A 23,682-nucleotide genomic window follows, 5' to 3' on the forward strand; every position below is an offset into this window, starting at 1 on the left:
CGATCCGGCACTGACTACCCTGTTCACGTGACTGACCGGCCCGTCGACGACCATTCCGACACCCCGAGACACCGCTACACGGCGGAACTCGCGGGTGCGATCGAGCGCGACTGGCAGGAGACGTGGGCGCAGCGGGGCACCTTCCACGTGCCGAACCCCGTCGGTAGCCTGGCGCCGACCGACGGCTCGACCGTGCCCGCCGACAAGATGTTCGTCCAGGACATGTTCCCGTACCCGTCCGGCGAGGGGCTGCACGTCGGCCACCCGCTGGGGTACATCGCCACCGACGTCTATGCGCGCTACTTCCGCATGACGGGTCGCAACGTCCTGCATGCCCTGGGGTTCGATGCGTTCGGCCTGCCCGCCGAGCAGTACGCCGTGCAGACCGGGACGCATCCGCGCACCCGCACCGAGGCGAACATCGTCAACTTCCGCCGCCAGCTGGGCCGCCTGGGCCTCGGCCACGACGCCCGGCGCAGCTTCGCGACCACCGACGTCGACTTCTACGAGTGGACGCAGTGGATCTTCCTGCAGATCTTCAACGCCTGGTTCGACCCGGCCGTGCGGAAGGCCCGGCCGATCGACGAGTTGATCGCCGAGTTCGAATCGGGGGCGCGCAGCCTCGACGACGGCCGGTCGTGGAACGACCTGTCGGCGGGGGAACGGCGCGACGTCGTCGACTCCTACCGTCTGGTCTACCGCGCAGACTCGATGGTGAACTGGTGCCCCGGGTTGGGCACCGTGCTCGCCAACGAGGAGGTCACCTCCGAGGGTCGCAGCGATCGCGGCAACTTCCCGGTGTTCCGGAAGCGGTTGCGGCAGTGGATGATGCGGATCACCGCGTACTCCGACCGGCTGCTCGAGGACCTCGACGTCCTGGACTGGCCGGACAAGGTCAAGGCCATGCAGCGCAACTGGATCGGCCGTTCGACGGGCGCTGAGGTGCGGTTCGCGACCGATGCAGGCGACGTCGAGGTGTTCACCACCCGGCCCGACACCCTGTTCGGCGCGACGTACGTGGTGCTGGCGCCGGAGCACGAACTGGTCGACGCTCTGGTTGCGGCCCAGTGGCCCGGCGCGACCGACGAGCGCTGGACCTACGGTGCGGCGACACCGGCCGAGGCGGTGGCGAGTTACCGCACGGCCATCGCCGCCAAGTCGGACCTGGAGCGCCAGGAGAACAAGACCAAGACCGGTGTGTTCCTGGGGGCGTATGCCACCAATCCCGTGAACGGCGAACGCGTTCCGGTGTTCATCGCCGACTACGTGCTGGCCGGTTACGGCACGGGCGCGATCATGGCGGTGCCCGGACACGATCAGCGTGACTGGGAGTTCGCCTCGCAGTTCGGGTTGCCGATCGTGCAGGTGATTTCGGGTGGAAGCGTCGAAGAGTCCGCGTACGGCGGCGACGGCACGCTGATCAACTCGGGTGATCTGGACGGCCTGAGCATCGCGTCGGCCAAGGAGGCCGTGATCAACCGGCTCGAGGCCGACGGCCATGGCCGGGCGCGCGTCGAGTACAAGTTGCGCGACTGGCTGTTCGCCCGGCAGCGGTACTGGGGTGAGCCGTTCCCCATCGTCTACGACGCCGACGGCCGGGCCCATCCGTTGCCGAATTCGGCCCTGCCGGTTGAGCTTCCGGACGTGCCCGACTATGCGCCGGTGCAGTTCGATCCCGACGACGCCGACAGCGAGCCGTCTCCTCCGCTTGGCAAGGCCACCGAGTGGGTGAACGTCGAGCTCGACCTCGGCGACGGCCTGCAGAGCTACACCCGCGACACCAACGTCATGCCGCAGTGGGCAGGCAGCTCCTGGTACGAGCTGCGCTACGCCGACCCGCACAACTCGGAGACGTTCTGCGCCAAGGAGAACGAGGCGTACTGGATGGGTCCGCGACCCGCCGAGCACGGCGCGGGCGACCCCGGCGGCGTCGACCTGTACGTCGGCGGTGTCGAACATGCCGTGCTGCACCTGCTGTACTCGCGGTTCTGGCACAAGGTGCTCTACGACCTCGGGCACGTGAGTTCCCGCGAGCCGTACCGCCGGTTGGTCAACCAGGGGTACATCCAGGCGTTCGCCTACACCGACTCGCGCGGCTCGTACGTGGAGGCGTCGAAGGTGGTAGAGCGCGACGGGAAGTTCTACTACCCGGACAGTCGCGGCGGGACCGTAGAAGAGATGGAGGTCTTCCAGGAGTTCGGGAAGATCGGCAAGAGCCTCAAGAACTCGGTGTCGCCCGACGAGATCTGCGACGGCTACGGCGCGGACACGTTGCGCGTCTACGAGATGTCGATGGGTCCGCTGGAGGCGTCGCGGCCGTGGGCCACGAAGGACGTCGTCGGTGCCTACCGCTTCCTGCAGCGGGTGTGGCGCGTAGTGGTCGACGAGGACTCGGGTGCCGAGCGGGTCGACGAACACTCCGCGATCGACGACGCAACCCTGCGTCTGCTGCACCGCACGATCGCCGGTGTCTCGGAAGACTATGCGGCACTGCGCAACAACACGGCGGCGGCGAAGCTGATCGAGTACACCAACCACCTGACCAAGGAAGGCGTCACCGCGCGCGCGGCCGTCGAGCCGCTGGTGTTGATGGTGGCGCCGCTGGCCCCGCACCTCGCCGAGGAGCTGTGGAAGCGGCTGGGCCACGAGACCTCGCTGGCGCATGGGCCGTTTCCGCAGGCGGATCCGGCGTTCCTGGTCGAGGACACCGTCGAGTACCCGGTGCAGGTCAACGGCAAGGTGCGCGGCCGGATCACCGTGGCCGCCGACGCTGATGCCGACGTGCTCGAGGCGGCCGCGCTGGCCGAGGAGAAGGTGGCGGCGTTCCTGGCGGGCGCCAAGCCGAAGAAGGTCATCGTCGTGGCCGGGCGCCTGGTCAACATCGTCGTCTGACGGCCGAAGTCGGCGCGCTCACCCGCGGTCACCGCGGATGGGCGCGCCCAAGTCACGGCAGGGGTGGGGCGAGCGGCGGGGGAGTGCGCCGAGACCCCAGCGCCTCGAACGCCGCCGCGTACCCGAGCAGCGCGACGTCGTCGTAGGCCCGGCCTGCGAACGTCAGACCGACGGGCATCCCGATGTCGGTCATCGTGCCCATCGGCACCGTGACCGTCGGGATGCCGAGGTGCCGAATCGCCAGGTTGCCGTTGGCAACCCACACGCCATTGCGCCAACCGAGGTCGGCGGACAACGGGTTGACGTCCATGTCCGACGGTCCGACGTCGGCGACGGCCGGGAAGATCACCGCGTCCAGTCCGAGGCTCGTCATCCAGTCCTCGAGGTCGATGCGGCGGGTGTCCTCCAGTCCGCGGAGCCCGTCGGCGAGGTGCGGTATGTCGGCGAGCGACTCGATGGGGTGCTCGCGCAGGAACGCCGGGTACTCGTTGATGTCGTCGTCGAAGCCGGTGTACCGGTCGGGTAGCGCGCCAGGGGGATGCGGGAAGATGCGGCTGCCGTCGACGTCGGCGAGCCGGGTCAGCGCGGGATCGCCGTTGGCACGCAGGAAGTCGTCCCACGCCCACGCCGAGAGGTCCCAGATCTCGCGGCGCAGGTAGTCCGGGCTCACCAGGCCGCGAGTGCCAATCGTCGGCGCACCGGCGCGGTCGCCCTCGTAGTTGGTGACGACCGGGAAGTCCACCTCGACCACCCGCGCACCGGCGGCCTCCAGGTCGCGCCGGGCCGACTCGAACAGCTCCAGCACCGACGGCCGGGTCTCGACGCGCGTGCCGGTCGGACCCCCGATCCCCGTGGCGTCCACGCCCGCATCGGGGTCGGCATTGACGTACATCCGCGGCACGCCGAGTGTTAGCCCGGATAGGCTCCCCGCCACGCCGTGGAACGACGGCGGCCGCAGGTCATTCACGCTGGGGATCGGCACCCAGTCCTGCGTACGCCAGAAGTCGCCCCGCACATCGGGATCGGGCGCCACGACGACGTCGAGTACCTCGAGCAGGTCCGCCATCGAGCGGGTGTGCGGGACCACGACGTCCATCGTCGGCACCAGCGGCCAACCACCCCGGGTGGAGATCACCCCACGCGACGGCGTGTAGGCGCACAGCGCGTTGTTCGACGCGGGACCGCGCCCCGACGACCACGTCTCCTCGCCGATCCCGAACGCGCACAACGACGCCGCGGTCGCCGTGCCGGAACCGTTCGACGATCCGGACGCGAACGGCGCAGTGAGAAACGCTGCGTTGTAGGGACTCTCGGCCCGGCCGTAGTGGCCGCGCTGCATGCCACCGTTCGCCATCGGCGGCATGTTGGTCAGGCCGATCAGCACGGCACCGCCGGCTCGCAACCGCTCCACCACGAACGAGTCGCGCTGAGCGACCAGATCGGCGAACGCCGGGCTGCCGGCTGCGGCGGTGAGTCCGCGAGCGAGGTAGCTGTCCTTCACGGTGTACGGAATGCCGTCGAGCGGGCCGAGGACGGAACCCTCGGCGCGGCGGGTGTCGGATGCCGCCGCGCCGGAGCGGGCCGAGGGGTTGACGACGACGATCGAGTTGAGTTGGCCGTCGTAGGCCGCGATGCGGTCCAGGTACGCCTCGAGCAGGCTCACCGCGGACGCGCGGCCGGTCTCGAGGGCGGCACGGAGATCGGCGATGGACGCCTCGTGCACGTTCACGGTCACCGCGGCCGGATGATGACTTCGTGGACGTGCGCGTCGGGCGGGGTGGCCACCGCCTGCGCGACCGCCGCCGCCACGGTGTCCGCGCGCAGGAACTGCTCGGGCTCGTAGTCGCGCTCCTCGTAGGCGATGAGGTCGCGTTGCATGTCGGTGTCGATGCGGCCGGGGTGGATCGAGGTGACGCGCAGGTCCCGCTCGTCGGCCCGCAGCGAGTCCGCGAAGGACCGCAGCGCGAACTTGCTCGCCGAGTACGACGCCAACCCGGGGGAGGCGTTGATGCCGGAGCCCGAGTTGATGAACACGACGTGCCCGCCCGCGGCCCGCAGCGCGGGAAGCAGCGCCAGCGTGAGCGCGACCGCGCCGACGACGTTGACCTCGAGTGTGGCCCGCCACTGCTCGGGAACGGTCTCGGCCACGCGCCCTGGATAGGCGACGCCGGCGTTGTGCACCAGCACGTCGAGCTCGGTGATGGGTTCGACGACGGTCTCGACGTCACCGGTGTCGGCCAGGTCGATCGGCCAGGTCGTCGCGCCGTACAGCTCGGCGACCTCGTCGAGCCGATGCGACGGCCGGCCCGCCAGGAACAGGGTGTGAGTGGGGGCGAGGGCCGCGGCGATGGCCTTGCCAAGGCCGGCCGAAGCACCCGTGATCATCGCGGTAGGCACACGAGGGACGTTACCTAGTTCTGCAAGCCTCGCCGTCCCGTCGCATGATTGACGGCGATGCCCCCTGATCCGACGTTCGCGCCCACCCAGCTCGCGGCCCGCGCCGCCTATCTGCTGCGCGGCAACGACCTGGGCACGATGACGACCGCGGCGCCGCTGCTGTACCCGCACATGTGGAGCTGGGACGCCGCGTTCGTGGCGATCGGGCTCGCTCCGCTGAGCGTGGAGCGGGCCGTCGTCGAACTCGACACCCTGCTCTCGGCGCAGTGGCACAACGGCATGATCCCGCACATCGTCTTCGCCAACGGCGTCGACGGGTACTTCCCCGGGCCTGCCCGCTGGGCGTGTGCGTCGCTGACGCCGAACGCCCCGACGAACCGCCACACCTCCGGCATCACCCAGCCGCCGGTGCATGCGATCGCGGTGCAGCGCATCCTCGATCACGCACGCACCCGCGGCCGCTCGACCAGGGCGGTGGCCGAGTCGTTCCTCGACCGGCGCTGGTCGGATCTGGTGCGCTGGCACCGCTGGCTGGCCGAGGCGCGGGATCCGAACGAGCGCGGCAGGGTGACGCTGTACCACGGGTGGGAGTCCGGGATGGACAACTCGCCGCGCTGGGACAGCTCGTACGCCAACGTCGTCCCCGGCGACGTGCCGCCGTACGAGCGCGAGGACAACAAGGTCAACACCGACGCCAGCCAGCGACCGTCCGATCTCGAGTACGACCGCTACCTGTGGCTGCTCGAGGAGATGAAGTCCGCGCGCTACGACGACGTGCTGCTGCCGAAGGCGATGAGCTTCGCGGTGGAGGACGTCTTCGTCTCGGCGATCCTGTCGGTGGCGTGCACGGTGCTCGCCGAGATCGGCGAGGACTACAAGCGCCCGCACGCCGACGTTCGCGACCTGTACGCGTGGGCCGAACGGTTCCGGATGGGCGTCGTCGAGGCAGCCGATCAACGCACCGGTGCCGCAAGGGATTACGACACCCGCACCGAGAAGTGGATCCAGACGGAGACCGTCGCGCAGTTCGCCCCGCTGCTGTGCGGTGGCCTGCCGCACGACCGGGAACGCGCGCTGTTGCGCCTGCTCGAAGGCCCACGATTCTGCGGGCATCCGGATCTCGAGTACGGCCTCATCCCGTCGACGTCACCGGTGTCGCGGGACTTCCGGGCGCGCGAGTACTGGCGCGGCCCGGTGTGGCCGGTGGTGGGCTGGCTGTTCTCGTGGTGCTTCGCGCGGCGCGGGTGGGCCGAACGGGCGGCGGTGCTGCGCCGCGAAGGTCTGCGCCAAGCCAGTGACGGCACGTTCGCCGAGTACTACGAGCCGTTCACCGGCGAGCCGTTGGGCTCCATGCAGCAGTCGTGGACCGCCGCTGCGGTGCTGGACTGGTTGGGCTGAGCGAGGATTCGAGCCTCAGGGCTCGGCGGTCTCGGCGAGGCGGGTGAGCGGCGCCAGCGCCTTGGCGAGGCAATCGCGGTCCTCGACGCTGAGCTTGCTCAGCATCGCTGCGAGCGCCGCCCGTCGGGTCGCCAGCGCCTCGCGGTGCTGAACGAGGCCCCGCGGCGTCACGTCGACGAGCACGGCGCGCAGATCGGATGGGTCGCGCGAGCGCTTCACCAGGCCGAGTTTCTCGAGCCGGCGGATCGCCACGGTGGTGGTGGGCGTCCGGACGCGCTCGTGCGCGGCCAGTTCGGTCATGCGGATCGGGCCCAGGTCCAGCAGCGTCAGCAGGATCGACAGCTGCGCCAATGTGAGGTCGGCACCCTCGGCGTCGCCCTTGGGTGCTCCGCCCGTGCGCCGCAGGACGGAGAACAGCTTGGAGAGCACCTGTTGCATCTCTCCAGCCAGCTCAGTGACCTGCGGTTCGGTGTCGACCATAATTCGCTAGTCTAACCTGTCAGGGGCTGTCAGCAGCTGAAGATCGCGGTTTAGAGCACCTGCGACAGGAACTGGCGAAGCCTGTCGGTTTCCGCGGACTCGAAGATTTGATCTGGCGGACCGGATTCGACGACGCGGCCATGATCCATGAACACCACGGAGTCGGCCGTCGACCTGGCGAAGCCCATCTCGTGGGTGACCACCACCATCGTCATGCCGTCGGCCGCGAGGTCGGCGATCAGCGCCAGGATGCCCTTGACCAATTCGGGATCGAGCGCTGAGGTCGCCTCGTCGAAGAACATCACCTGGGGTGCCATCGCCAGCGCCCGCGCGATCGCCACGCGCTGCTGCTGACCACCCGACAGCGTGCCGGGCCGCACTTCGGCCTTGTGCCGCAACCCGACTCGCTCCAACTGCGCCAGGCCCAGTTCGCGTGACTGCTCCTTGCCGAGGCCCTTGAGCTTGAGGGGCCCCAGCGTCACGTTGTCGAGCACGCTGCGGTGCGGGAACAGGTTGAAGTTCTGGAACACCATGCCGATGCGCTGGCGGACGTGGTCGGGATTGTCGGCGAGCACCGATCGGCCGTCGAGCAGGATGTCGCCCTGATCCGGTTCGTAGAGCCGGTTGAGCGTGCGCAGCAGCGTCGACTTCCCGGAGCCGGACGGGCCGATCACCGCCGCGGTGGTGCCTGCAGGCACGTCGAGGTCCACGCCGCGCAGCACCGCGTTCGGACCGAACGCCAGGTGAATGTCGGTCGCGGCCAACGACACCGGTTCGAACGCGGTGGACTTCGTCTCGTTGGTGCTCACACCATCTCCTGGTTTCGCATCGGGTTGGCGGGGTCGAGCGGGTCGTCGGGTTCGGTCTGCGTCCGGCCGCGGCGCAGCCGGTCGTCGATGTAGTTGACGAGGTGGGTCAGCGGGATCGTCAGCGCGAGGTAGAACAGCCCGGCGGCGACCAGCGGGGACAGGTTGCCGGTCTGCGCGTTGAGGTCGCGGCCCACCTGGAACAGTTCGCGTTGGCTGGCGATGAGTCCGAGGAAGTACACCAGCGACGATGCCTTGAGCAGTGAGATGAACTGGTTCACCAGCGCAGGCAGCACCCGCCGGATCCCTTGGGGCACGACGACCAGCCGCATCGACGACGAGTAGCTGAATCCCAGTGCGCGCGAGGCCTCCAACTGTCCGGCCTCGACGCTCTGGATGCCGGAGCGGAAAATCTCCCCGATGTAGGCGCCGGCCATCAGACCGAGCGCCGCGATGCCCAGCGGGTAGGGGTTGTTGCCGGTGAGTGGGCTCACGACGGGTCCGATGCCGAGGCCGATCAGCAGGATGATGACGACCTCGGGCAGGCCGCGGAACACGTCGGTGTAGATGCGGGCGGGCCAGCGCAGCCAACGGGTCTTCGAGATGCCGGCCATCGCGAGCCCCATGCCGAGGACGATGCCGATGATGCTCGCGGCGAACGTGAGGATCAGGGTGTTCGGCAGGCCGGTCTTGAACAGGTCGGGAATTGCCTGCTTGTAGAGGTCCCAGTCGAGGAACGTGTCCTTCAGTTGCGACAGCGTGGATTTCGGCGGTGGTGGTGCGCCCGGATCGCCCGCGGTTTCGGCGCTCTCGGCCGCGAGCGCGGTGAAGTCGGGCAGTTGCGGTTCCGGCGCGGCCTTCGACCCGGGTTTCCAGCCCGGCGGCAGCGCGCGCGGCACCCAGTCGGTGTACAGCCGCGCCCACGTCCCGTCGGCGATCACAGCGTCGAGGCCCGCGTTGAGCGCGTCGATCAGCGGCTTGTTCTCCTTGGCCACCGCGTAGGCGACGAAGTTGTCGAGGCTGAAGGTGTTCTCGATGATCTCGGTCGGGTCGCCCGGCTGCACGGTGCCCTGCGCCTGCTGCGACGGCGCCACCCATGCGTCGATCTGCCGGGTCTTGAGGCTGCCGTAGACGGTGTTGTAGTCGGGGAACTTGACCGGGTCGAGGCCCAGGGTGTCGACGACGTAGGCCTCCTGGACGGTGCCCTGCACGACGCCGATCCGCTGGCCGGCGGCGAGGTCGCCGAAGCCCTTGATCGCCGACCCGCTCGGCACGACGAGGGAGAAGTAGCCGAAGTCGTAGCCGTTGGTGAAGCCGACCGTCTGGCGGCGCGCGTCGGTGGTGGTGATCGACGAGGAGCCGACGTCGAAGCGTCGCGACGCCACCTGGGCGAGCAGCCCCGAGAAGTCGGTGCCGACGAAGTCGACGCGCAGGCCGAGCTTGTCGGCGATGGCGCGCAGGACCTCGTTGTCGAAGCCGGTGAACTGGCCGGCGGAGTCGATGCAGATGCTCGGCGGCGCGTCGGACAGGGTGCCGACGGTGAGGACGCCGGGGGTCTGCAGACCTAGGCCGTTGACGTCGACGGAGTCGATCGGCGGGGCGCCCGCGGTGGTGTACTTGTCGGCCCCCGGTCCCTGTGCGGCGGCGGCCAGGTTCGTGGGCAGGGCGCTCGCGCTCTGGATCCCGGGCGGCGCGCACTGGTCGGCGCGTGCGGCCGGCGCCATGCCGAAGCCGAGGCCGAACACCGTCGCGACGACGAGGAGCAGGACGGCGGATTTGGAGATCCCGTCGCGTGTCATCCCAGAAACGTAGCGGTCGCTCGCACGCGGGCCAAAGGGTCCGGCTCGTTCAGAACGAAAGGTCGCCGTTGGGCGACGGGGGGATGACCCGGCGCCGGATCAGTTCGGTCAGCATGATCTGACCCATGACGGTGGCGCGTTCCTCGCAGGCGCGGCGCGCTGGGGCGGGGTCGTGGCCGACGATCGCGGCGAACTCGGACTCGTAGAACGGCAGCAGCCGTTCCTGGTGGGCGAAGTACGTCGGCCAGAACGTGGGCGGCATCAACGTCGTCGACGCGCGGATCGCCGCCTGCAGGCGAGGGCCGGCGTACTGGTCGTTGACGGCGCGGCGGAACCCGACGGCGTCCGCGCCGAAGCCCTTGGACTCCACGCCGGCGCGCAGGCCGGCGAGGAACCCGGCCAGCCGGTCGGTGAAGTCGACGGTCGGGTCGTCGGCCGCCCGCGCCGAGGCGATCCCGTTGAGGACGCCGTACAGCTCGTGGTGCTCGCGGACGGCGCGCTCGTCGAACCGTTCCACGTAGGCGCCGCGGTGGTAACGCGTCGAGACGACCCCGTCACGCTCCAGCTGAACCAGAGCCTCCTGCACGGGAACTCGGCTGAGCGCGAGTTCGTCGGCGATCTCATTGCGGTCGATCCGGTCCCCGGAGCGCAGTTTGCCCGTCAGGACCAGTGTCACCACGTGGGCGGCCACCAGGTCCTTCTCTTTGACGCCGTACTTCTTGGGCATGGCGATCCGAAGTGTCTCACGCTGACACGTCGTGCGGGGGCGGTCCGGACGGATCGCGAGAACCGCCGTAGGGGTTAGCCCTTCGCCCTGTCGTCGCGCCACTTGACCAGCGCCTCGGCGGGCGCGAGGTCGTAGTCGGGGCCGTTGACGCCCATGGTCAGCAGCGTGACGCCGAGGCCGACGAGCGACTCGGCGCCCTCGATCATCTGCTCGACGCTCTTCTCCGGCACGCCCGACGAGCGCTCGATCGCCGCCGGGTCGCGACCCAGGTCGGCGCAGTGGGCGTCGAGCACCTCGGCCTTGGCGGGGTAGGTGCTGGCGTCGGTGAAGCCGTGCCAGATGTGGGCGTACTCGGCCACCATCCGCAGCGTCTTCTTCTCGCCCTGGCCGCCGATGAGGATCGGGATGTCGCGCACCGGTTGGGGATTCAGCTTGCCCAGCCGGGAGGTGATGCGCGGTAGCGCCGCTGCGAGATCGTTCAGACGGCTGCCTGCGGTACCGAACTCGTAGCCGTACTCGTCGTAGTCCTTCTCCTTCCAGCCCGATCCGATGCCCAGGATCAGCCTGCCGTCGGAGATGTTGTCGACGGTGCGCGCCATGTCGGCGAGCAGCTCGGGGTTGCGGTAGGAGTTGCAGCTCACCAACGCGCCGATCTCGATGCGCGATGTCTGCTCCGCCCACGCGCCGAGCATCGTCCAGCACTCGTAGTGCGCACCCTCGGGGTCGCCGTACAGCGGGAAGAAGTGATCCCAGTTGAAGGCGACGTCGACGCCGATGTCCTCGGCGCGACGGACGGCGTCACGCATCAGGCCGTAGTTGGGCGAGTGCTGAGGCTGCAGCTGGACCGCGACGCGGACCGGGAAGTCAGGAGAGGTCATGGTTCAACTCATACCCGTTCTCTGCTCGGCGAGCACTCAGACGCCGATGTTGCCGCCGTCGCGCCACACCGCCACCACCGATGGGCGCGCCGTGCCGTTGCCGCCCTCGGGCCACCGCGACAGCGGGTTGTCGATGCTGTTGTCGTCGTTCTCGCCGGGGTGCTGCACGGACACCGTGACGAAGTCGTCGGTCACGACGGGCCCGCACGTCTCGGCGCCCAGCGGCACGGAGAGGAACTGCTTGGTCTCGCCGCGGTTGGGTCCGTCGAGCGCGACGGCGAACAGCCCGTCGTTGGAGTCGAGCGCGTTGCCGTCGGTCGAGACCCACAGGTTGCCGTGGCTGTCGAACGCGAGGTTGTCGGGGCAGGAGATCGGGCTGACCTTGGTCTTGTCGAAGCCGGCGAAGTACGTGTCGGCCGCGGCGGGGTCGCCACACACCAGCAGCAGGTCCCAGGTGAAGGCGGTGCCGGTGTGGTCGTCGGTGATCTCGAGGACCTGGCCGCTCTTGTTGTCGTTGCGGGGGTTGGCCGCGTCGACGGCAGCCTCACCGGGCGCGCCGCGTTCGTCGTTGTTGGTGAGCGCGACGTACACCTTGCCGGTCTTCGGGTTGGCCTCGAAGTCCTCGGGTCGGTCCATCTTGGTGGCGCCCGCCTTGTCGGCGGCCATCCGGGTGAACACCGCGACCTCCTGGGCGGTGAACCCGTCGACCAGCGACTCGGCCTGGCCGCCTGGGCCCGACTTCAGCAGCGGCAGCCACGTGCCGGTGCCAGCGAACGAGCCCTTGGCGGGCAGCTTGCCGGAGCCGTCGATCTCCGCTGCGGGGATGTCGCTGCCGAGCTTGGCGACGTACAGCGTGCCCTCGTCGAGGATCGCCATGTTGTTGGCCATCGCGGCACCATCGCGGCCGGGCTGAATCTTCTTGCTGGACACGAACTTGTACATGTAGTCGAAGCGTTCGTCGTCGCCGGTGTAGGCGACCACGCTGCCGTCGTCGGTGACGTAGATGTTGGCGCCCTCGTGCTTGAGCCGGCCCATCGCGGAGTGCTTGAGCGGCGTGGAGTTCGGGTCCCACGGGTTGAGTTCGACGACGTATCCGAAGCGGTTGACCTCATTCGGTGACTTCGACACGTCGAAGCGGGGATCGAATGTCTCCCAGAGCAATTCGGTGGGCTCGAGTGCCACGCCGTAGCGGTCCTGCCGGTCGGCGTCCACCTTGTTCGGCGCGGGTGCGCCCTCGGCCGCACCGAAGTAGCTGTGGAAGTTCTCCTCGCCGGAGAGCACGGTGCCCCACGGGGTGACGCCGCCTGCGCAGTTGGCGAAGGTGCCCGCAACGGTGCGGCCCGTGGGGTCGGCGGCGGTCTTGACGAAGTCGGTGCCCGCGGCGGGTCCGGTCAGGGTGAACGGGGTGTCGGCGGTGATGCGCCGGTTGTAGCGGCCCATCACCGGACGCAGGCCGCCCTGGGGTGTGCGCTCGAGTTCGACGACGCCCATGCCGATCGCGGCGATCTCGATGTCGAACTGCTCGCGCGTCGGAGCCTTGGCGTCGTAGCCCGGGAACATGAACTGCGGGGTGACGTACTCGAAGTTGTTGACCAGCAGGTACCGACCGGGCTGTCCCTCGATCGGCATCACGGCCGCGAAGTCGTTGTTGAAGCCGAACTGCTGGCGCTGCGCGGCGGCGGTCTGCTTCGCGACGTCGAAGACGGGTGCGCCGGGCAGCACCGGGTCACCCCAGCTGATGACGACGCCCTGCTGATACCCCGAGGGGATGACGACGGCGTCTTCGCTGTTGGGAGCCACCGCGTCGAACTTCATGCCGGGCAGCGTCTCGGGCGGTGCGGCCGTCGTGGACGACGACGCCTGGGGCGCATCGCTGCCGGTGGAGCAGGCGGCCAGCACGGAACCGGCGCCGACGGCGAGCACGGTGACGCCGGCGGTCTGCAGCACAGAGCGACGCGACATCCGCTTGACGATGTCGCCGAAGTACTCGTTGTCACTGGTGTTGGGTGCGGGCTTCGAGCAGGCGTCGCCGCACTTGTAGCGACACGTGATGTGCTGCCGCGAGGATCGGCCGTTGTGCGAGATCAGCAGATTGAGTGGGACGAGCGCCATCGTCGATGGTTCCTTTCGCGAATCGACGCGGCCAGGGCTGTGGCCGCGTCATTCGTGAACCTAACGACGCCAGGGAAGCATTCGCCAACGATTGGGTGAACGGACGGGGGCGAGCGAAGCGACGGGGGGTGTGACGGGGGCGAGCCTCAGGCGGGGCCCGGCTCGGTGGCAGGTGCGGGTTCCGGCGGATCCACCGGCACCAGGCGTTCGGGGACCTCCTGCGGTGTGAGGCGCTCGGGCGTCTCGGCGGGAGTCAACGGTTCTGCTGGTTCTGCTGGTGCAGTCATGGTCGGCGGCTACCCGATTCGGTCGCCGACCAACCAATCCTCAGCCCGCGAGTACGCCGCGGAGGATGTCGACCAGCGCCCTGGGCTGATCGCCCTGGACGGAGTGTCCGGCGTCGGGGACGACGTGGGTCGTCTTGAAGCCGGGTGCGCCGTTGGCGAACGCCTCGGCGTCCTCGTCGTTGACGAAGAACGAGTTGGCGCCCCGCACCAGGGTGGTCGGCATCGTGATCGATGGGACGTCGTCCCACAGTCCTTCGAACCCGTCACCCTTGCGGAACGAGTCGTAGCGCCACGTCCAGGTGCCGTCGTCGAGCTGCTTGGTGTTGTGGAACACGCCGCGCCGCAACGACTTCCGGTCACGGTTCGGGGCGGCGGCGACGGTCACGTCGAGCATCGCCTCGAAGCTGTCGAAGGTGCGGTCACCCTTGACCAGGGCAACGGCGCCGAGTTGCGCCTTGGTCATCTCCTCGTGTCGTTCCGGGGCCGACGGGGTGACGTCGACGAGTACGAGTTCGGGTACCAGCGCGGGTTCGGTGGCGGCGAGGCGCAGCGCGGTCAGCCCGCCCAGCGACATGCCCACGACCAGGCGCGGGGCCGGTGCCCAGTCGCGCAGGATGGGTCGCAGTGTCTCGGCGTTGAGCTTCGGACCGTAGTCGCCGTCCTCCCGCCAGGCCGACCGTCCGTGTCCGGGCAGGTCGATCGCGAGAGCGGGCAGACCGAGCCCGAGGATGACGGTGTCCCACGTGTGCGCGTTTTGGCCGCCGCCGTGCAGGAAGACGATCGCGGGGGAGTCGCCGCCCCACCGCAGCGCGCTGATCGGGCCGGACTCGATTCGTTCGACGGGCAGGATCGCCTCGGCGCCGATCTGTTCGGCGTTCTCGGACAGCAGCCCGAACTCGTCGAGTGAGAGCAGTTCGTCGTCCGAGATCTCCGCCATCGCTCGACACTACAAAGCGCGAAAAATGGAATGCGACCGCGGTCCTGCTGTGCCACCGTCGGGTTCATGTCCGATCCGACCGAGCTGACGGTCCGCAGCGCCGAGGACTCCGATTGGGATGCCATGGCGCTGCTCGCAGCCACCTGCTTCGGGGCCGTTCGTCAGCACGAGGCGACCGCCATGTGGCGGTCGTTGATTCCGGCCGGTGGCGCCGTGATCGCGCGCGACGGGAGTGACGTCGTCGGCATGGCGCTGTATCTCGATCTGCGGCTGACCGTGCCCGGTGGCGCGGTCCTGCCGATGGCCGGGGTGTCCTGGGTCTGCGTGTCACCGACGCACCGCCGACGCGGGGTGCTGCGCAAGCTGTTCGCGGAACTGCACGAGCGTATGGCCGGGTCGTCCTATCCCATCGCCGGTCTCGAGGCATCGGAAGGCGGCATCTACGGCCGCTTCGGTTACGGGCCCGCAAGCGTCGACGAGTCACTCAGCGTCGACACCCGCACGGTCGGCTTCCACGCCGGTGTGCCCGACCCCGGTGGCGTCCGGATCGTCCGGCCCGCGGAGCAGCGTGGCCGGCTGGAGGAGATCTACGAGCGCTGGCGACTGCGCACGCCGGGCGGGCTGTTCACGCCACCCCAGCTCTGGGACGAAGTGTTCGCCGACCGCGAGTCCGCGCGCAACGGCGGCAGCCCGTTCTTCGTCCTGCTGCACGACGACGGCTTCGTCTTCTACCGCGTGCACGGCGAAGGCGAGCGAAAGTCGTTGCACGTCACCAAGTTCGCGGCCGTGACGGTAGACGCCTACGTCGCGCTGTGGCGGACGCTGATCGGCATGGACCTGATGGACACGGTCACCGTGCAGGCGCCGCCCGGCGAGTTGCTGCCGTACCTGCTGACCGACGCCCGGCTGGTTCGAGTCACCGGCCGCGAGGACGGGCTGTGGCTGCGCATCCACGACGTGCCCGCGGTTCTCGAGGCGCGCACCTACTCCGCGGACGTGCGGGTGGTGCTCGACGTGTCCGACGAATCACTGGGCGGCGGTGGCCGATTCGCGCTGGAGGTTGCCGACGGCCGAGCCCGCTGCGGGCGTACCGACGCCGAGCCCGACGTCACGACGGATCTGTCGGTGCTGGGCAGTCTGTACCTCGGCGCGCATCGGGCGTCGACGTTCGCCGCGGCTGGACGGCTGCAGTGCAACGACGTCCGACTCATCGAGCGGTTGGACGCCGCGTTCGCCTCAGAGGTCCCGGCCCAGATCGGCTTCGGGTTCTAGCGTTTTGTGGAGTATCTCCCGCGCTCACCGCGGGAGATACTCCACAATTCACTCGCCTGCGATGAACTTCTCGAGCTGCGTGCGCGCGATGTCGTCGGCCAGCTGCTTCGGCGGGCTCTTCATCAGGTACGCCGAGGCGGCCTCGATCGGTCCGCCGATGCCACGGTCCAGCGCGATCTTCGCCGCACGGACCGCGTCGATGATGATGCCTGCCGAGTTCGGCGAGTCCCACACCTCGAGCTTGTACTCGAGGTTCAGCGGCACGTCGCCGAAGGCGCGGCCCTCGAGGCGGACGTAGGCCCACTTGCGGTCGTCGAGCCACGCGACGTGGTCCGACGGACCGATGTGGACGTTGCGGTCCTCGATCTTGTCGGCCAGCGAGCCGGTCAGGTTGGACGTCACGGCCTGGGTCTTGGAGACCTTCTTGGACTGCAGACGCTCGCGCTCGAGCATGTTCTTGAAGTCCATGTTGCCGCCGACGTTCAGCTGGTAGGTCCGGTCGAGCGTGACGCCGCGGTCCTCGAACAGCTTGGCCATCACGCGGTGGGTGATGGTGGCACCGACCTGGCTCTTGATGTCGTCGCCGACGATCGGCACGCCGGCGTCGGCAAACTTCTTGGCCCACACCGGGTCCGAGGCGATGAACACGGGGAGCGCGTTGACGAACGCCACGCCGGCGTCGATTGCGCACTGGGCGTAGAACTTGTCGGCGTCATCGGAGCCCACCGGAAGGTAGGACACCAGCACGTCGACGTTCGCATCCTTGAGCGCCTTGACGACGTCGACCGGATCGGAGTCGGACAGGTCGATGGTCTCGGCGTAGTACTTGCCGATGCCGTCGAGGGTCGGGCCGCGCTGCACCGTCACGTCGGTCGGCGGTACGTCTGCGATCTTGATCGTGTTGTTCTCCGAAGCGAAGATCGCCTCGGACAGGTCGAAGCCGACCTTCTTGGCGTCCACGTCGAACGCGGCGACGAACTTGACGTCGCGGATGTGGTACGGGCCCAGCTTGACGTGCATCAGGCCGGGGACGTTGGCGTTCTCGTCTGCGTCCTGGTAGTACTGCACACCTTGGACCAGCGAGGACGCGCAGTTACCTACGCCGACAATCGCGACGCGAACCTCGTTCGACATGGGACTTCTCCTTCTCGGTACTGATCTTCGGTTCTGATTCGGGTGCTACGAGCTGCCTTCGGGGTGGCCTTGGGCCCCCCGTTCGGCGGCGATCAAGTCGTTGAGCCACTTCACTTCTCGCTCGCTGGACTCCAAGCCGAGCTGATGCAGCTGCTTGGTGTACCGGTCGAACGAACTGCTGGCCCGCGCGACGGCTTCACGCAGACCTTCCCGTCGTTCCTCGACCTGCCTGCGACGGCCTTCGAGGATGCGCATGCGAGCTTCGGCTGGCGTTCGGTTGAAGAACGCCAGGTGCACGCCGAAGCCGTCGTCGGTGTAGTTCTGCGGTCCCGTGTCGGCGACCAGCTCGGCGAAGCGCTGCTTGCCCGCGTCGGAGAGCTTGTAGACCCGGCGTGCCCGACGGACCTTGACGGCTCCGACGGGTGCGGCCTCCTCGACGATCAACCCGTCGGCCTGCATGCGGCGCAGAGCGGGGTAGAGCGAACCGTAGGAGAAGGCGCGGAAGGCCCCGAGCAGGCCCGTCAGCCGCTTGCGCAACTCGTAGCCGTGCATCGGCGATTCGAGCAGTAGCCCCAGAACGGCTAGTTCCAGCACTCGAATCACCCCCTCGGATTTCGCGTGGTTGAGCCGCTACGACAGCTCGACACCTCGCGCAACTGTATCGCGCCGATATATGTGGCGCTATAGCGGGGACACGTTCAGTTCAGATTGTGTTCACCTCGACGCCGCGAAGTTGTCCCGGATCGGCGTGCGCAAGCGCGAGCGTGACGCTGGAGTCACGTGGGAAGTCGAGCGTGACGCTGGAGTCACGCTGGGGTCAGTACGGACTAGTCGTCCGCGTAGTCGATGCCCTTGATTTCGCCGTTGGCGCCGAACGTGATCGACCCGTTGCCGAACTCGCTGGAGACGTTCGCCCGCAGGGTGAGTTCTCCCGGGGTGACGGGTTCGCGCGCGGGATCGACGGTCAGGTAAGTGTTCTCCCGCTTGACGTCGGCCGGGTTCATGCCGGTGGTCTGGGGCGCCCCACGAAGGAGTTCGACGGCCTTCACCACGTCGAACGCCGCGAGGTCGACGAGCACGTCGTCCTCACCGGTGGCCGAGGTCGAGGGATCGTCGAACCCGCCGCGGTAGGTGTAGCGCAGCGTCCGGCGCTCGTCGTTGGGATCGGCGCGCGCGACGACGGCGTACTCCGGGTAGACGACGAGGCTGTAGCCCACGGTGTCACCGAACCGTTGGCGCATCTGCTCGAAGAGTCCGTTCAGGCCGCCGAGGGACTGCAACTGTCTGGGCGGCGTCAGCACCTTCCCGTCTATCCCGTCGGACTTGGCTCCCGGGTCGGTCTGAAAGCTCAACGGCGACGACGTGTTGCCGTACAACCCCCAGCCGATCGCGATGCCGAGCACGACGAGCACGGCCGCGGTCGCGACGCGCAGCCCCCAGCCCGGGCCCGCACCCGCGCCGGCCGCCCGCACCCGCGAAGGCTTCTGCAGGTGGGGCATCTGAACCGGGGCATTGTCGTTCTGCAGGTCGTCGACGAGGGACTGCAGGTCGCCGAGCGTGGCCGCGGTCGTCGCAAGGCCCACCCGGGTGCGGTGCTCCTCCATGGAGAGCTGCCCGTCCGCGAGTGCGCTGTCCAACACCTGGCAGGTGTTGTTGCGATCGGTGTCCTTGGCCCGGGTATGTGCTGTCTGACGCGTCGCCACGGACAAGATCGTAGGAGTTCGCAGCCCATCTGCGCAGACCAGATGCCAAACCGGGGTGGCGCGTGCACGGCCGCGCCTCCGCCGTGGACGCCCCGACGTACTCTGGTCCACGTGCGATTGCAGCGACAGGTGGTGGACTACGCGCTCAAGCGGCGGTCCCTGCTCGCAGAGGTGTACTCCGGGCGCACCGGCGTCACCGAGGTCTGCGACGCGAACCCCTACCTGCTGCGCGCAGCGAAATTCCATGGCAAGCAAAGCGAGGTGACGTGCCCGATCTGCCGGAAGGAACAGCTCACGCTGGTGTCCTGGGTGTTCGGCGACCATCTCGGCGCCGTCTCCGGGTCCGCGCGCTCCACCGAGGAGCTGGTGCTCCTGGCAGCGCGCTTCGAGGAGTTCAAGGTCCACGTGGTCGAGGTGTGCCGCACCTGCAGCTGGAATCACCTGGTCAAGTCGTACGTGCTCGGCGCCCCAGGCCCGCCGAAGGCGAAGAACGCACGCGGCTCACGAGCGGCGCGCTCCGGCGCGCGCACGGCCAGTGAATAGCGAAGGGCGGCAGCACAGGTCGGCCGGCGACGTCCCCAAGGGGTCATCGGCTGACGGTGCCGGGCCGCTCCCGCCCCGCCACTCCGCAGGTCCTGGTCCAGGCCCCCGCCCGCAGCCCCGGCAGGCGCCGCCGCAGCCTCCGCGGCGCCACGGCGGCCCGGCCACACCCGACGACCGTCGCACCGCGGTGCTCCCACCGGTGCGCGGCAACGCCCCCGATCCGCGTCATCGCGATCCGATCGACGTCGTCAAGGCTGCGCTGGACGGCAAGCCGCCCAAGCAGCCGCCGACCGGCCCGCCAGGCGGCGGAGGCGGACCGGGCGGCCCGTCGGGCAAGACGCCCGGCCCCAAGCGGCAGGTCAATTGGAAGTGGGTGCGCCGCGGTCTGGGCGTGGCCGCGGTCATGGCGATCCTGCTGCCGATCGTCACGTTCGCGATGGCCTACTTCATCGTCGAGGTGCCCAAGCCGGGCGACATCCGCACCGCGCAGGTCTCGACGATCCTGGCGAGCGACGGCAGCGAACTGGCGCGCATCGTGCCGCCCGAGGGCAACCGCGTCGACGTGGACATCGACCAGATCCCCGTGCACGTCCGCGACGCGGCGATGGCCGCCGAGGACCGTGACTTCTACACCAACCCGGGGTTCTCGTTCACCGGCTTCGCCCGCGCGTTCAAGAACAACATCTTCGGCGGCGACCTGCAGGGCGGGTCGACGATCACCCAGCAGTACGTCAAGAACGCGCTCGTGGGCGATGCGCGATCCGGCCTGGGCGGCGTCGTCCGCAAGGCCAAGGAACTCGTCATCTCGACGAAGATGTCGCGCGAGTGGTCCAAGGACGCCGTGCTGCAGTCCTACCTCAACATCATCTACTTCGGCCGCGGCTCCTACGGCATCGCCGCCGCCTCGCAGGCCTACTTCGGCAAGCCCGTCGAACAGTTGAACGTCGCCGAGGGTGCGCTGATGGCCGCGCTGATCCAGCGTCCGTCGACGCTGGACCCGGCCGTCGACCCCGAGGGCGCCGCGGAGCGGTGGAACTGGGTGCTCGACGGCATGGTCACGATGGGTGCGTTGTCGGAGGCCGACCGCGCCGCGCAGGTGTTCCCGCCGACGGTGCCACCCGAGCAGGCGACCCAGCAGACGCAGACCACCGGGCCCAACGGGTTGATCGAGCGGCAGGTCACCAAGGAGCTACTCGAACTCTTCGACATCGACGAGCAGACCCTCAACACCGAAGGTCTGCAGATCACCACGACGATCGACCCGAAGGCGCAGCGGGCCGCCGAGGAGGCAGTGGCCGAGAACCTCGACGGCCAGATGCCGGAGATGCGCTCGGCGGTCGTGTCCATCGACCCCAGGTCCGGCGCGGTGAAGGCCTACTACGGCGGCTCGGACGCCAATGGCTTCGACTTCGCCCAGGCCGGTCTGCCGACGGGCTCGTCGTTCAAGGTCTTCGCGCTCGTCGCGGCGTTGCAGCAGGGCATCGGGCTGGGGTCCCAGATCGACAGCTCGCCGGTGACCGTCAACGGCATCACGATCAACAACGTCGAAGGCGGCGGCTGCGGAACGTGCAGCATCGCCGAGGCGTTGAAGCGCTCGCTGAACACCAGCTACTACCGGCTGATGCTGAAGCTGAAGAACGGCCCGCAGGACGTCGCCGACGCGGCGCACGCAGCGGGTGTCGCTGAGAGCATCCCCGGCATCGAGCACACGCTCAGCGAGGACGGCCAGGGCGGCCCGCCGAACAACGGCGTCGTGCTCGGCCAGTACCAGTCCCGCGTGATCGACATGGCGTCGGCGTACGCCACGCTCGCCGCGTCGGGCGTCTATCACCGCCCGCACTTCGTGCAACGGGTCGTCAACTCCGAGGGCAAGGTCCTCTTCGACGCCGCCGAGCAGGACAACGCGGGCGAGCAGCGGATCGACAAGGCGGTGGCCGACAACGTCACCTCCGCGATGCAGCCGATCGCCGGCTACTCCAACGGTCACAACCTCGCCGGCGGACGGCCGTCGGCGGCGAAGACGGGCACCAACCAGCTCGGTGACACCGGCGCCAACCGCGACGCCTGGATGGTCGGGTTCACGCCGTCGCTGTCGACTGCGGTCTGGGTCGGCACCACCGACGGGACCAGGCCGCTGGTGAACCAGTACGGGTCGCCGGTGTACGGATCGGGCCTTCCTTCCGACATCTGGAAGGAGACGATGGACGGCGCCCTCGAGGGCACGGACGAGGAGACCTTCCCGAAGCCGACCGAGATCGGTGGCTACGCAGGTGTCCCGCAGGCGCCGGTGCAGGCGCCGCCGTCGAGCACCGCGGTCGTCACCACGCCGCCGCCCCCGTCGGAGAGCGTCATCCAGCCGACGCTGGAGATCGCGCCGGGCATCACGATCCCGTTCGGCCCGCCGACCACCGTGACGGCGCCGCCGCCAGGTCCCGTCGGCGTCGACCCGAACGCACCTCCGCCCCCGGGCGGCGGCCCACTGGTCCCCGGACCCCCACCCGGCGCTCCGGTTCCCGCACTGCCTCCGCCGCCGTGACGGGTGCCGACCCGAACCGGTCGGTGGACGACGACAGCGCTGACACCATCTCGCCGGCACCGCTTGCTCAGGCTGTTTCGCCAGCTCCGCTGGCCGAAGACACGCGCAGTGACGACGTCCGAGACCTGCCCAGCCGCAATGACGTCACGGTCCGTGCGCTGTCCGGTCTGGTCGGCGGCCCGGTCGGCAAGCACGCGCTGATCGGGCGGTCGCGGTTCCTGACGCCGTTGCGCGTGATGATTGCGATCGCGCTGCTGTTCATGGCCCTCGGCTATTCGACGAAGGCCGCTTGCCTGCAGTCGACCGATACCGGGACCGCCGATCAGCGGGTCGCGGTGTGGGAGAACCAGCGCGCCTACTACGAACTCTGCTACTCGGACACCGTGCCGCTGTACACCGCGGAACTGCTGAGTCTTGGGAAGTTCCCGTACAAGTCGAGCTGGATCGAGAAGGACGGCGACGGCCGACCGCACGTGCAGTACGACGGCTCGCCTGCGGTGCGGTACATGGAGTATCCGGTGCTGACGGGGCTCTATCAGTACGTGTCGATGACGCTGGCGAAGAGCTACACCGCGCTGACGAAGCTGGTGTCGATGCCGATCGTCGCCGAGGTGGTGATGTTCTTCAACATCGCCGCGTTCGGTCTCGCGCTGGCCTGGCTGGCGACGGTGTGGGCGACGTCGCGGCTGGCGGGTCGGCGGCCCTGGGACGCCGCGGTGGTGGCGGCCTCGCCGCTGCTGATCTTCCAGATCTTCACCAACTTCGACGCGTTGGCCACCGCGGCTGCGATGGGCGCGCTGCTGGCGTGGTCGCGGAAGAAGCCGGTGCTGGCCGGTGCGCTGATCGGCATCGGCGTGGCACTCAAGCTCTATCCGCTGCTGCTCCTGCTGCCGTTGGTGATCCTCGGAGTGCGGTCGGGCCGGGTGCGCGACGTCGGCAAGACGGTGCTCGTGACGGTCGTGACGTGGGTGGCGGTCAACCTGCCGATCATGGTGCTGTTCCCGCGGGGGTGGTCGGAGTTCTTCCGGCTCAACACCCGTCGCGGCGACGACATGGACTCCATCTACAACGTGATCAAGTCGTTCACCGGGTGGCGTGGCTTCGATCCCGGCCTGGGCTTCTGGGAACCGCCGACCGTGCTCAACGGCGTGACGGCGGTGCTGTTCGCCATCTGCTGCGCGGCGATCGCCTACGTCGGCCTGACCGCCAAGCAGCGTCCGCGTCTCGCGCAGCTGGTCTTCCTCGTGGTGGCGGCGTTCCTGCTGACGAACAAGGTGTGGAGTCCGCAGTACTCGCTGTGGCTGGTGCCGCTGGCCGCCCTGGCTCTGCCGCATCGTCGAATCCTGTTGGCGTGGATGACGATCGACGCCCTGGTGTGGATCCCCCGAATGCTGTTCCTCTACGGGGAGCAGAACATGGGCCTACCCCAGGAGGTGTTCACGACGACGGTCCTGCTGCGCGACGTCGCCGTGATCGCGTTGTGCGCGTTGGTGATCCGGCAGATCTACCGTCCGGAAGAGGACCTGGTCCGGTGGCGCGGCCGCATCGACGATCCCTCCGGCGGCGTGTTCGACCGCGCACCGGACGCGTTCCCGTCGCGGTGGCCCGACCGGCTGCGGCCCGCTCAGGCGCGCACGGCGCCGCCCGCGGAGCACGTCGACGCCGCCGAGCCCGCCCCGGTCGGCGGGTCCTAGCGCTGCGACCAGCATGGATTTGGCTGGTCAGCGGCCCCCTGTGTAACCTGGGCAGGTTGCCGACGCAGGCGATACTCCTGCCACGGA

19 protein-coding genes are annotated in these 23,682 nt (G+C 68.9%); 6 read left to right on the forward strand and 13 right to left on the reverse strand.

Going from position 1 to position 23,682, the window contains the following annotated elements; all coding sequences use genetic code 11:
• Window positions 1-27: 27 nt before the first annotated feature.
• Entirely contained in the window at window positions 28-2,892 is a 2,865-nt protein-coding gene (gene leuS / locus G6N61_RS18790; protein ID WP_163919879.1) for a leucine--tRNA ligase, read from the forward strand.
• A gap of 52 nt (window positions 2,893-2,944) precedes the next feature.
• Here the strand turns inward: leuS and G6N61_RS18795 are convergent, their stop codons facing one another.
• Complete coding sequence (locus G6N61_RS18795) at window positions 2,945-4,615, reverse strand: amidase (protein WP_198339358.1); 1,671 nt, start codon at window positions 4,613-4,615, stop codon at window positions 2,945-2,947.
• An 8-nt stretch (window positions 4,616-4,623) separates the two neighbouring features.
• Complete coding sequence (locus G6N61_RS18800; RefSeq protein WP_163919881.1) at window positions 4,624-5,289, reverse strand: SDR family oxidoreductase; 666 nt, start codon at window positions 5,287-5,289, stop codon at window positions 4,624-4,626.
• 57 nt (window positions 5,290-5,346) lie between these two features.
• Here G6N61_RS18800 and ggh point away from each other — a divergent pair, with 57 nt between their 5' ends.
• Window positions 5,347-6,687, forward strand: coding sequence for a glucosylglycerate hydrolase (gene ggh, locus G6N61_RS18805; protein ID WP_163919882.1), 1,341 nt, complete (start codon window positions 5,347-5,349; stop codon window positions 6,685-6,687).
• Window positions 6,688-6,702: 15 nt separating this feature from the next.
• Here ggh and G6N61_RS18810 read toward each other — a convergent pair whose 3' ends face one another.
• The 8 genes from G6N61_RS18810 to G6N61_RS18845 all read right to left on the reverse strand — a co-directional run bounded on the left by G6N61_RS18810 (window position 6,703) and on the right by G6N61_RS18845 (window position 14,713).
• The gene (locus G6N61_RS18810) at window positions 6,703-7,167 is read right to left on the reverse strand and encodes a MarR family winged helix-turn-helix transcriptional regulator (protein WP_163919883.1); all 465 of its coding nucleotides are present in this window, start codon (window positions 7,165-7,167) and stop codon (window positions 6,703-6,705) included.
• Window positions 7,168-7,217: 50 nt separating this feature from the next.
• Complete coding sequence (locus G6N61_RS18815; RefSeq protein WP_163919884.1) at window positions 7,218-7,976, reverse strand: amino acid ABC transporter ATP-binding protein; 759 nt, start codon at window positions 7,974-7,976, stop codon at window positions 7,218-7,220.
• Window positions 7,973-9,697, reverse strand: coding sequence for an ABC transporter substrate-binding protein/permease (locus tag G6N61_RS18820; RefSeq protein ID WP_235887653.1), 1,725 nt, complete (start codon window positions 9,695-9,697; stop codon window positions 7,973-7,975). The genes G6N61_RS18815 and G6N61_RS18820 overlap by 4 nt, the downstream gene beginning before the upstream one ends.
• A 124-nt stretch (window positions 9,698-9,821) precedes the next feature.
• On the reverse strand, window positions 9,822-10,499 hold the full coding sequence (locus G6N61_RS18825; RefSeq protein ID WP_163919886.1) for a GntR family transcriptional regulator: 678 nt from the start codon (window positions 10,497-10,499) through the stop codon (window positions 9,822-9,824).
• A gap of 74 nt (window positions 10,500-10,573) precedes the next feature.
• The gene (locus tag G6N61_RS18830) at window positions 10,574-11,377 is read right to left on the reverse strand and encodes an LLM class F420-dependent oxidoreductase (protein WP_163919887.1); all 804 of its coding nucleotides are present in this window, start codon (window positions 11,375-11,377) and stop codon (window positions 10,574-10,576) included.
• Window positions 11,378-11,413: 36 nt separating this feature from the next.
• Complete coding sequence (locus G6N61_RS18835; protein ID WP_163919888.1) at window positions 11,414-13,489, reverse strand: PhoX family protein; 2,076 nt, start codon at window positions 13,487-13,489, stop codon at window positions 11,414-11,416.
• Window positions 13,490-13,635: 146 nt separating this feature from the next.
• Window positions 13,636-13,776 carry a hypothetical protein gene (locus tag G6N61_RS18840; RefSeq protein ID WP_170314478.1) on the reverse strand — a complete coding sequence of 47 codons (141 nt, stop codon included), beginning with the start codon at window positions 13,774-13,776 and terminating at the stop codon, window positions 13,636-13,638.
• Between the two features lie 40 nt (window positions 13,777-13,816).
• Window positions 13,817-14,713 carry an Rv0045c family esterase gene (locus G6N61_RS18845; RefSeq protein ID WP_163919889.1) on the reverse strand — a complete coding sequence of 299 codons (897 nt, stop codon included), beginning with the start codon at window positions 14,711-14,713 and terminating at the stop codon, window positions 13,817-13,819.
• A 66-nt stretch (window positions 14,714-14,779) separates the two neighbouring features.
• On the opposite strand from G6N61_RS18845, the gene G6N61_RS18850 reads away from it, so the two are divergent.
• Complete coding sequence (locus G6N61_RS18850) at window positions 14,780-15,985, forward strand: enhanced intracellular survival protein Eis (protein ID WP_163919890.1); 1,206 nt, start codon at window positions 14,780-14,782, stop codon at window positions 15,983-15,985.
• 48 nt (window positions 15,986-16,033) lie between these two features.
• On the opposite strand, the gene G6N61_RS18855 is transcribed toward G6N61_RS18850, so the two are convergent.
• The 3 genes from G6N61_RS18855 to G6N61_RS18865 all read right to left on the reverse strand — a co-directional run bounded on the left by G6N61_RS18855 (window position 16,034) and on the right by G6N61_RS18865 (window position 18,822).
• Entirely contained in the window at window positions 16,034-17,119 is a 1,086-nt protein-coding gene (locus G6N61_RS18855) for an inositol-3-phosphate synthase (RefSeq protein WP_163919891.1), read from the reverse strand.
• Between the two features lie 45 nt (window positions 17,120-17,164).
• A complete protein-coding gene (locus tag G6N61_RS18860; RefSeq protein WP_163919892.1) occupies window positions 17,165-17,713 on the reverse strand; it encodes a PadR family transcriptional regulator in 549 nt (182 codons plus the stop codon).
• 233 nt (window positions 17,714-17,946) lie between these two features.
• Window positions 17,947-18,822: a DUF1707 SHOCT-like domain-containing protein gene (locus G6N61_RS18865; protein ID WP_163919893.1), complete on the reverse strand. Its 876-nt coding sequence runs from the start codon at window positions 18,820-18,822 to the stop codon at window positions 17,947-17,949.
• A gap of 111 nt (window positions 18,823-18,933) precedes the next feature.
• On the opposite strand from G6N61_RS18865, the gene G6N61_RS18870 reads away from it, so the two are divergent.
• From G6N61_RS18870 to G6N61_RS18880, 3 genes are read left to right on the forward strand one after another with little or no spacing between them, the layout of a single operon-like run.
• Window positions 18,934-19,365: a DUF5318 domain-containing protein gene (locus tag G6N61_RS18870; protein ID WP_163919894.1), complete on the forward strand. Its 432-nt coding sequence runs from the start codon at window positions 18,934-18,936 to the stop codon at window positions 19,363-19,365.
• Window positions 19,358-21,901 carry a transglycosylase domain-containing protein gene (locus G6N61_RS18875; protein WP_163919895.1) on the forward strand — a complete coding sequence of 848 codons (2,544 nt, stop codon included), beginning with the start codon at window positions 19,358-19,360 and terminating at the stop codon, window positions 21,899-21,901. Before G6N61_RS18870 ends, G6N61_RS18875 begins: the two co-directional genes overlap by 8 nt.
• A gap of 47 nt (window positions 21,902-21,948) precedes the next feature.
• Complete coding sequence (locus G6N61_RS18880) at window positions 21,949-23,595, forward strand: glycosyltransferase family 87 protein (protein WP_163924929.1); 1,647 nt, start codon at window positions 21,949-21,951, stop codon at window positions 23,593-23,595.
• The last annotated feature ends 87 nt before the right edge of the window (window positions 23,596-23,682 follow it).

This window comes from Mycolicibacterium arabiense, assembly GCF_010731815.2.
GTDB classification, from domain to species: Bacteria; Actinomycetota; Actinomycetes; order Mycobacteriales; family Mycobacteriaceae; genus Mycobacterium; species Mycobacterium arabiense.